The following is a 6,338-nucleotide window of genomic DNA, read 5'->3' as shown; positions in this document are numbered from 1 at the left end:
GCGCACCACCGTCGCCGGGATCGTCACCGCGACCCCGGCGCTGCCGGAGCCGGCCCTGCCCTTCGTCGTGGTGCCCAGCGGTCCGGCGGTGGAACGCCTGCCGGAGCTCGGCCGGTGGACCGGGTGGCTGGCCGTGGGCGACGGCCTCGACCCCGGGCGGATCAGGTCGCTCCTCCTGGAACGCGGCCTGGTCGAGCCGACCGGCCTCGCCAGGCTCATCTCGGAGAACGCCGCGGCGGACGGCAAGGGCGACCACGGGCTGCCGCCCGCCTACGCGGTGGGCAGCAGCCGCGAGTACGCCGCGCAGCTCGCCGACGACCCGCTGCAGCAGGCCGCCGGGCGGCTGTTCTGGTACGCGGCGCCCGCCAGTGCCGGATTCGCCGTCCTCGCGGTCCTGCTGACGCTGCTGCGCGCCGCGCCCGACCGGACGGCGGTGCTCGCCCGGCTGCGCACCATGGGCCTGCGACCCCGTCAGGGGCTGGCGCTGATCGTCGCCGAGGCGCTGCCGCGGACGCTGGCGGCGGCCGTCGGCGGTGCGGTGGTCGCGGCGGTGGCGGCGGTCCTGCTCGGGCCGGCCTTCGACCTCTCCACCCTGATCGGCGCCGAGGCCGGCGACGGCCTGGGCCCGGCGGTGCTGCCGGTGCTGCTGCCCACGGCGGGACTGGCGCTCGTGGCCTGCCTCGGGGTGGTGCTGGAGACGCTGGTCGCGGGACGCCGTCAGATCGCCACCGAACTGCGCGCGGGGGAGTCCTGACGGCGGCGGAAGCGGTGCAGGCCGTGCGAGCGGTGCGAGCAGTGGAAGCGGTGGGGCGGTCCGGCCGTGGTGGCCGAACCGCCCCTTCGCCTCCGCCGAACCGGTTCAGCCGGCCGGCTGCCCGGCGCGCGCGATCAGCGCGTTGAGCAGGGCCGCCCCGCGCTCGGCGTCGTCGACGCTGACCGCGAAGTCCGTGCCCTGACGGGTGCGGACCACCAGGCAGACGCCCCCGCGCAGCATCACGGTGGTGCCGAGCCGGTTCATCCGGTAGCCCCAGCCGCCCGCCTGCGCGGCGGTGCGCTGCTCGGCGCGGGCGGATTCGAGCTCGGCGGGGGACCAGTGGCGCACGGGTCGGCCGAACGGGCCGAATCCGACGGTCAGGCCGCCGGCGGTCACCCGCGCCCGCACCGAGGAGCAGGCGAGGCACGCGAGGGAGACGACGGCGAACGGCACCACCAGCGCCCAGTCCGGCTCGGCGACCCCGCTCGCGGCGGCCAGCACTCCCGCCACGGTCACCAGCGCGAACACCGCGGCGGCCAGCTGCAGCCACGGGTTGGCGGCCCGGGAGAGCCAGACGAACCGCTCGCCCGCGGGCATCTCCAGCGGATCCGCCCCGGCCGCCGGGAGCCGCTCGGGCCGGCCGCCGAAGCGGCGGCCGGCCAGCAGGGCCAGCAGCCCGGCGAGGCCGGTGGCCAGCAGGATCAGGACCACCTCGACGCCCATCGGTGCGGCGTCCTGCCAGCGGGCGCGGTCGAGGTTGGCGTGCACGATCGAGGTCTGCGCCCCCGTCAGCAGCACCCCGCCGGCCGCCAGCGTGGCCGCCGCCGCCCCGGGCGACCGGTCGGCCCAGTACCGCCGCACGGCCACCGAGGTGAGCACCAGGACCGCCCAGAACGCGGCGGGGAACAGCGTGGCCGCCGTCAGCGACATCGAGCCGTTCGGCTCCCGCCCGCCCCAGTGGGTGGCCAGCGGGTCCGGCAGCCGGTGGCGCGCCACCAGCGGCAGGGCGATCAGCAGCGCCAGCACGCCGACGGACCAGGCCGCCGCGGCCCAGAGGGCACCGCGAGCCGCCGGTCGTTCCGCCGTGGTCGCTTCCTTCGTTGTGCCGTCGTCCGTCACGACATCCCCCTGATCATGTCCACGAGATCGTTCCTGCTGTAGCCGAACCGGGCCGCGTCCTCGACCAACTGCCGTACGCGGTCCACCAGTTCGGAGCGGGTGTCGGCGCCGGTCGCGATCGTGATGCCGCGGCCCCGGCGGAACTCCAGCACCCCCTCGTCGCGCAGCGTCCGCAGCCCGCGCAGGACGGTGTTGGTGTTCACCCCCAGCGCCCGGGAGAGCTCCCGGGCCGGGGGCAGCTTGTCCCCGGGGGCGCACTCGCCCTCGGCGACGGCCCGTCTGATCGCGCCGGCGACCTGTTCGTGCAGCGGTCGGGTGTCCCCGATGTCCAGCTTCAGCAACATAGTGCTACTGACGATAGCACCATCCATGTCTTGTGCCACTGCCACTGCCACTGCCACTGCCACTGGCCTCGGGGCGGTGCTCCCCGCCCGCGGCCACCTCCGCTCGTCGGCTACCTCCGCTCGTCCTCGATCAGGCCGAACTCCTGCATCAGCTCGCCGATCTCGGTGGCCTCCAGTCGCCGCAGCAGCCGCTTGCGCAGGAACTCCGGCCCGGGCAGGTCGAGTTCGGCGCCGTCGCGGAGCCGGGTGGTGGCGGCGAGCAGCTTGCGCACGTCGTAGGTGGAGTTGAACACCTCGGGCACGCCGCGCTCGACGTCGAGCAGTCGGTAGACGGCCTCCATGCCGGTGCGCACCGAGTACTCGGTGGTGAAGACGCAGTCCCGGGTGGTCTCCGCGAACTGGCCGATGAAGGCGAAGTTGACGGCGCCCTCGGGCACCACGTCCGGCCGGTCGCCCGCGTGCCGGGGCAGGAAGAAGGACGTCACGTACGGCATCATCACCGGCACGCAGCGGGCGGCGTTCGCGGCCAGGTCGGGGATCTCGCCGACCGGCACGCCCAGGTGGTACAGCCACTCCTGGGTGATCTCCTCGCCGGTGCACGCCTGCATGGGCTTGCGCACGAAGTCGCCCGGGCGGTCGACGAACAGCGAGTAGACCCAGACCACGATCCGGTCGGCGGGCTGCTGCTTGAAGTGCGGCTGGCGGTTGACCGTCCAGCTCAGCAGCCAGGAGGAGTCCCGGGCGGTCACGATGCCGCCGGTGACCACGCCGCCGCTGAACGGGTCGCGCTTGGCGACCTTCTGGATGTAGTGCGGGATGCGCGGGTCCAGGGTGGTGACGGTCGCCGACTCCCACTTGCTCTCGGCGATGTTGCCGCAGAACACTTCGGGGCGGCCGAAGGCCGGGTCCTTGGCGGCGATCCGGCGCCACAGGTCCCAGGCCGGGGCCGGGCCCTCGTCCAGCCGGGCCGGGGTGTGCTGGTCGCCGTCGTCGGAGTTCTCGGTGAGCGAGCCGACGGTGGTGAACACCAGGTCGTCCGGGCCGAGGTCCACCCCGCCCTCCCGGCCGGCCTCCCGCCAGTGGATCCGGGTGGCCTGCTTGCGGCCGGGGGCGTCCCGGGTGGCGGGGGAGACGTCGAAGTCGATGTCGGTGACCTCGACCTCGTAGCGGAACCGGACGCCCTGGTCCATCAGCCAGTGGGTCAGCGGCAGGACCATCGACTCGTACTGGTTGTACTTGGTGAACTTCAGCGCGGACAGGTCCGGCAGGCCGCCGATGTGGTGGATGAAGCGGTGCAGGTAGAGCTTCATCTCCAGGGCGCCGTGCCACTCCTCGAAGGCGAACATGGTCCGCCAGTACAGCCAGAAGTTGCTGTCCAGGAAGTGCCGGGAGAAGACCTCGTCGATCCGCTTGCCCTCCAGCTCCTCGCGAGTCGCGAGGAAGACCCGGACCAGGTCCTTCTGGGCCTTGTCGTCGAGTGCGAACAGGCCGTCGGTGCGGGCGTCCTGGCCGCGGCGCTCGGTGACCCGCTGGAGGGAGAAGTTCGGGTCGTCCTTGTTGAGCCAGTAGAACTCGTCCAGCACGGACGCGCCCTCGATCTCCAGCGAGGGCACCGAGCGGAAGAGGTCCCACAGGCACTCCATGTGGTCCTCCAGCTCGCGCCCGCCGCGGACCACGAAGCCCTTCTCGGGCACCTCGATCCCGTCCAGCGCGCCGCCGGCCAGCTTGAGCCGCTCCAGGATCGTGATCCGCTCGCCGGGCACCTGCCCGTCCCGGACCAGGAAGGCCGCCCCGGCCAGCGCCGCGAGCCCCGACCCCACGAACCACGCCCGCTTGTGCTCGGCCCCCTCGGGCTTCCTCGGCCGGGCGAACGCCTCGTAGTTGCCGCTGCTGTAGTACAAGCCCTGCTCCCTGGAACGTTCGACAGAACCGCCCGTCGGGCATGCCGCATCCCGGCGGGCCGTCTCCATCCACCCATCCGGCGGTGGCCCTCGCCTGTTGAGTAGGCCGAACGGGTGAGGCCCGGACGGCCCGGACGGTCCGGACACCCGGCGGGCCGCGTATGGAGCGCGTTGGGAACACCGGCCGGAACGTCAGGAAGCCGTCAAGGAGAGCAGGTCAGCCCCGTCGCGGCGGTTGGGTGGAGGACGACGGCGAACACGACCACACGAGGACGGATCATGCACGGCAACGGGAGTTCGAAGGCCGCCCCCAGGGTGGTGGTCGGGGTCAGCGGGTCGCTGGGAAGCCTGGCCGCCCTGCACCGCGGCGTCGCCGAGGCCCGCGACCGCGGCGCCGTCCTGGTGCCGGTGCTCGCCTGGGAGCCGCCCGGCGGCGAACACGGCTACCGGCGCTCGCCCTGCCCGCCGCTGCTCGCCGCCGTCCGGGAGGCCGCCGAACGGCGGCTGCGGGACGCCCTCGACGAGGCCTTCGGCGGCGCCGACCCCGGCGTGCCGCTGAGCCCGGTCGTGGTCCGCGGCGAGACCGGACCGGCCCTGCTGCACATCGCCGACCGGCCGGACGACCTGCTGGTCCTCGGGCGCAGCGGCGGCCCGCTGCACCGCCGGCTGCGGCGATCGGTGCCCGGCCACTGCGCCCGGCGGGCGGGCTGCCCGGTGCTGACCGTCCCGGTGCCCGAGCTGCTGCACGACCTGGAGGCCCTGCACCGGCGCACCCGATGGCACCTGCCGGTCGCCACCGAGCGCGAACTCGCCTCGATGCAGCGGTAGTCCGCGGTGCGGATGTACTCGGCCCGGCCCGGCGGGCGGCGCTACCGCCCGGTGCTCGACCGGTTCCCGGACGGCACCTCCGGCGCCGTCGCGCTGCTCGCCGGCGGCGCTCTGGCGCTCGCCCTCGGCGCCGTCGGTGAACTGCACGCCGGCCCGCTGCCGTACCTCGCCCACCTGGCGCTGTGCGCCCTGGTCGGCCGCCGCTCCCGGCCGGTGGACGCACCGCTGATCGGCCTGGCCGCCTGGCTCTGCCACAACGCCTTCTCCGAACACCGCCACGGCGAACTCGGCTGGGCGGGCCCCGGGCCGGAGGTCGGGCACTACGCGCTGTTCACCGCCGCCGCGCTGCTGGCGGCGCTGTCCGCGGCCCTCCCGCGCCGCACCGTACGGGCGTTCCCGCCGCGCCCCGACGGCCCGCGCTGAGGCGCCGCCCACGGACGGTCCGCCCGTTCGGACGGACCGTCGCGGGGCGCGCGCCTACAGGGTGAGCAGGGTGCGGTGGGCCAGGGTGGTGTCCCGCAGGGGCCTGAGGGCGAGCCGGACCAGGGTCAGGGCGTTGTCGTCCCCGGCGATCCGATTGGCGCTCAACTCGCCGCAGGACAGGCACTGGTGGATGATCATCCACTCGCCGTCGGCGCGGACCGACAGGCTCAGCGCGGTCATCCGGCCGCCGCAGTCGGCCGCCCGGTCACCCGGTGTCCGGCCGTCGACATGACGGCTGGCCAGGCAGTTCGGGCAGTGGTTGCGGTGGGCGCTGCCGGGGGCGTCCACCGGGACGTCCAACCGGCAGTCCACGCAGCGGAAGGCGTGCGCCCGGTGGCCGCCCCGTCCGTGCAGGACGTCCTTGTACCGTTGCGGGCGGCGTTCCCGCCGGCCCCGGCCGCCGGTGTTCTTGTGTCGTGGCACGGTTCGCTGCTCCCTCCTCTCCGCGCGGTTCAGAGGGTGCCGAACGCTTCGAGCGGGAACGGCGGTTGGGCGAGCGGCCGGACGGCCATCCGCATCAGGACGAGCTGGTTGTCGTCCGTGCGGACGGGCGTGGACGTCAGCTCGTCGCAGCGCACGCACCGGTGGACGACCGTCCAGTCCCCGGTGCGCAGCACGGCGATGGCGATCGGCGACATCCGGCCCAGGCACTCACTGGGACCGCCCTCGACGTGGTCGAGGACGTGCCGTGAATGCAGGCAGGACGGGCAGTGGTTGCGCCGTGTGCCGTCGGCGGCACAGGTGGAGACGGTCAGACCGCACCAGGTGCAGGCGAAGGTGGAGGTCTTCAGAACGGGAGGCGTGCTGGAGGTGCTGGACACCCGGGGTGCTCCTTGCTGAGGGGTTTCTGCGATGGCAGCAAGAGCAGGCCGAGTGGCCTCGACGGTTCGTCGGGCGGTGGTCGTCAGC

General features: G+C 74.2%; 7 protein-coding genes and 1 pseudogene. 3 read left to right on the top strand and 5 right to left on the bottom strand.

Annotated features, from left to right (window positions below; all coding sequences use genetic code 11):
• Nucleotides 1-754 (top strand): annotated as a pseudogene (locus ACFWJ4_RS31080) (hypothetical protein); the annotation flags it as partial.
• 105 nt (nucleotides 755-859) lie between these two features.
• Here the strand turns inward: ACFWJ4_RS31080 and ACFWJ4_RS31075 are convergent.
• From ACFWJ4_RS31075 to ACFWJ4_RS31065, 3 genes are all read right to left on the bottom strand, one after another.
• Nucleotides 860-1,873 carry a DUF1648 domain-containing protein gene (locus ACFWJ4_RS31075; protein ID WP_380549832.1) on the bottom strand — a complete coding sequence of 338 codons (1,014 nt, stop codon included), beginning with the start codon at nucleotides 1,871-1,873 and terminating at the stop codon, nucleotides 860-862.
• Nucleotides 1,870-2,217 (bottom strand): GntR family transcriptional regulator, encoded by a 348-nt coding sequence (locus ACFWJ4_RS31070; protein ID WP_359900298.1) that lies wholly within the window; start codon nucleotides 2,215-2,217, stop codon nucleotides 1,870-1,872. The genes ACFWJ4_RS31075 and ACFWJ4_RS31070 overlap by 4 nt, the downstream gene beginning before the upstream one ends.
• Before the next feature lie 110 nt (nucleotides 2,218-2,327).
• A complete protein-coding gene (locus ACFWJ4_RS31065) occupies nucleotides 2,328-4,118 on the bottom strand; it encodes an oleate hydratase (RefSeq protein WP_380549829.1) in 1,791 nt (596 codons plus the stop codon).
• A gap of 279 nt (nucleotides 4,119-4,397) precedes the next feature.
• Here ACFWJ4_RS31065 and ACFWJ4_RS31060 point away from each other — a divergent pair, with 279 nt between their 5' ends.
• Nucleotides 4,398-4,946 carry a universal stress protein gene (locus ACFWJ4_RS31060; protein WP_359900302.1) on the top strand — a complete coding sequence of 183 codons (549 nt, stop codon included), beginning with the start codon at nucleotides 4,398-4,400 and terminating at the stop codon, nucleotides 4,944-4,946.
• 6 nt (nucleotides 4,947-4,952) lie between these two features.
• Nucleotides 4,953-5,369, top strand: a complete 417-nt coding sequence (locus tag ACFWJ4_RS31055) for a hypothetical protein (RefSeq protein ID WP_380549826.1) — start codon at nucleotides 4,953-4,955, stop codon at nucleotides 5,367-5,369.
• 54 nt (nucleotides 5,370-5,423) lie between these two features.
• On the opposite strand, the gene ACFWJ4_RS31050 is transcribed toward ACFWJ4_RS31055, so the two are convergent.
• Together ACFWJ4_RS31050 and ACFWJ4_RS31045 are read right to left on the bottom strand one after the other, a co-directional pair.
• The gene (locus ACFWJ4_RS31050; RefSeq protein WP_380351121.1) at nucleotides 5,424-5,852 is read right to left on the bottom strand and encodes an RNHCP domain-containing protein; all 429 of its coding nucleotides are present in this window, start codon (nucleotides 5,850-5,852) and stop codon (nucleotides 5,424-5,426) included.
• A gap of 29 nt (nucleotides 5,853-5,881) precedes the next feature.
• Nucleotides 5,882-6,250, bottom strand: coding sequence for an RNHCP domain-containing protein (locus ACFWJ4_RS31045; protein ID WP_380549823.1), 369 nt, complete (start codon nucleotides 6,248-6,250; stop codon nucleotides 5,882-5,884).
• Between the last annotated feature and the right edge of the window lie 88 nt (nucleotides 6,251-6,338).

It is taken from the genome of Kitasatospora sp. NPDC127067, assembly GCF_042724755.1.
GTDB lineage: Bacteria > Actinomycetota > Actinomycetes > Streptomycetales > Streptomycetaceae > Kitasatospora > Kitasatospora lactacystinica.
This window is presented reverse-complemented; position numbering and strand designations above follow the sequence as displayed.

Bases quoted from the DNA above. Each gene is read 5' to 3' on its own strand.
- ACFWJ4_RS31070 (WP_359900298.1), bottom strand. From the start codon at position 2,217: ATGTTGCTGAAGCTGGACATCGGGGACACCCGACCGCTGCACGAACAG.
- ACFWJ4_RS31060 (WP_359900302.1), top strand. From the start codon at position 4,398: ATGCACGGCAACGGGAGTTCGAAGGCCGCCCCCAGGGTGGTGGTCGGG.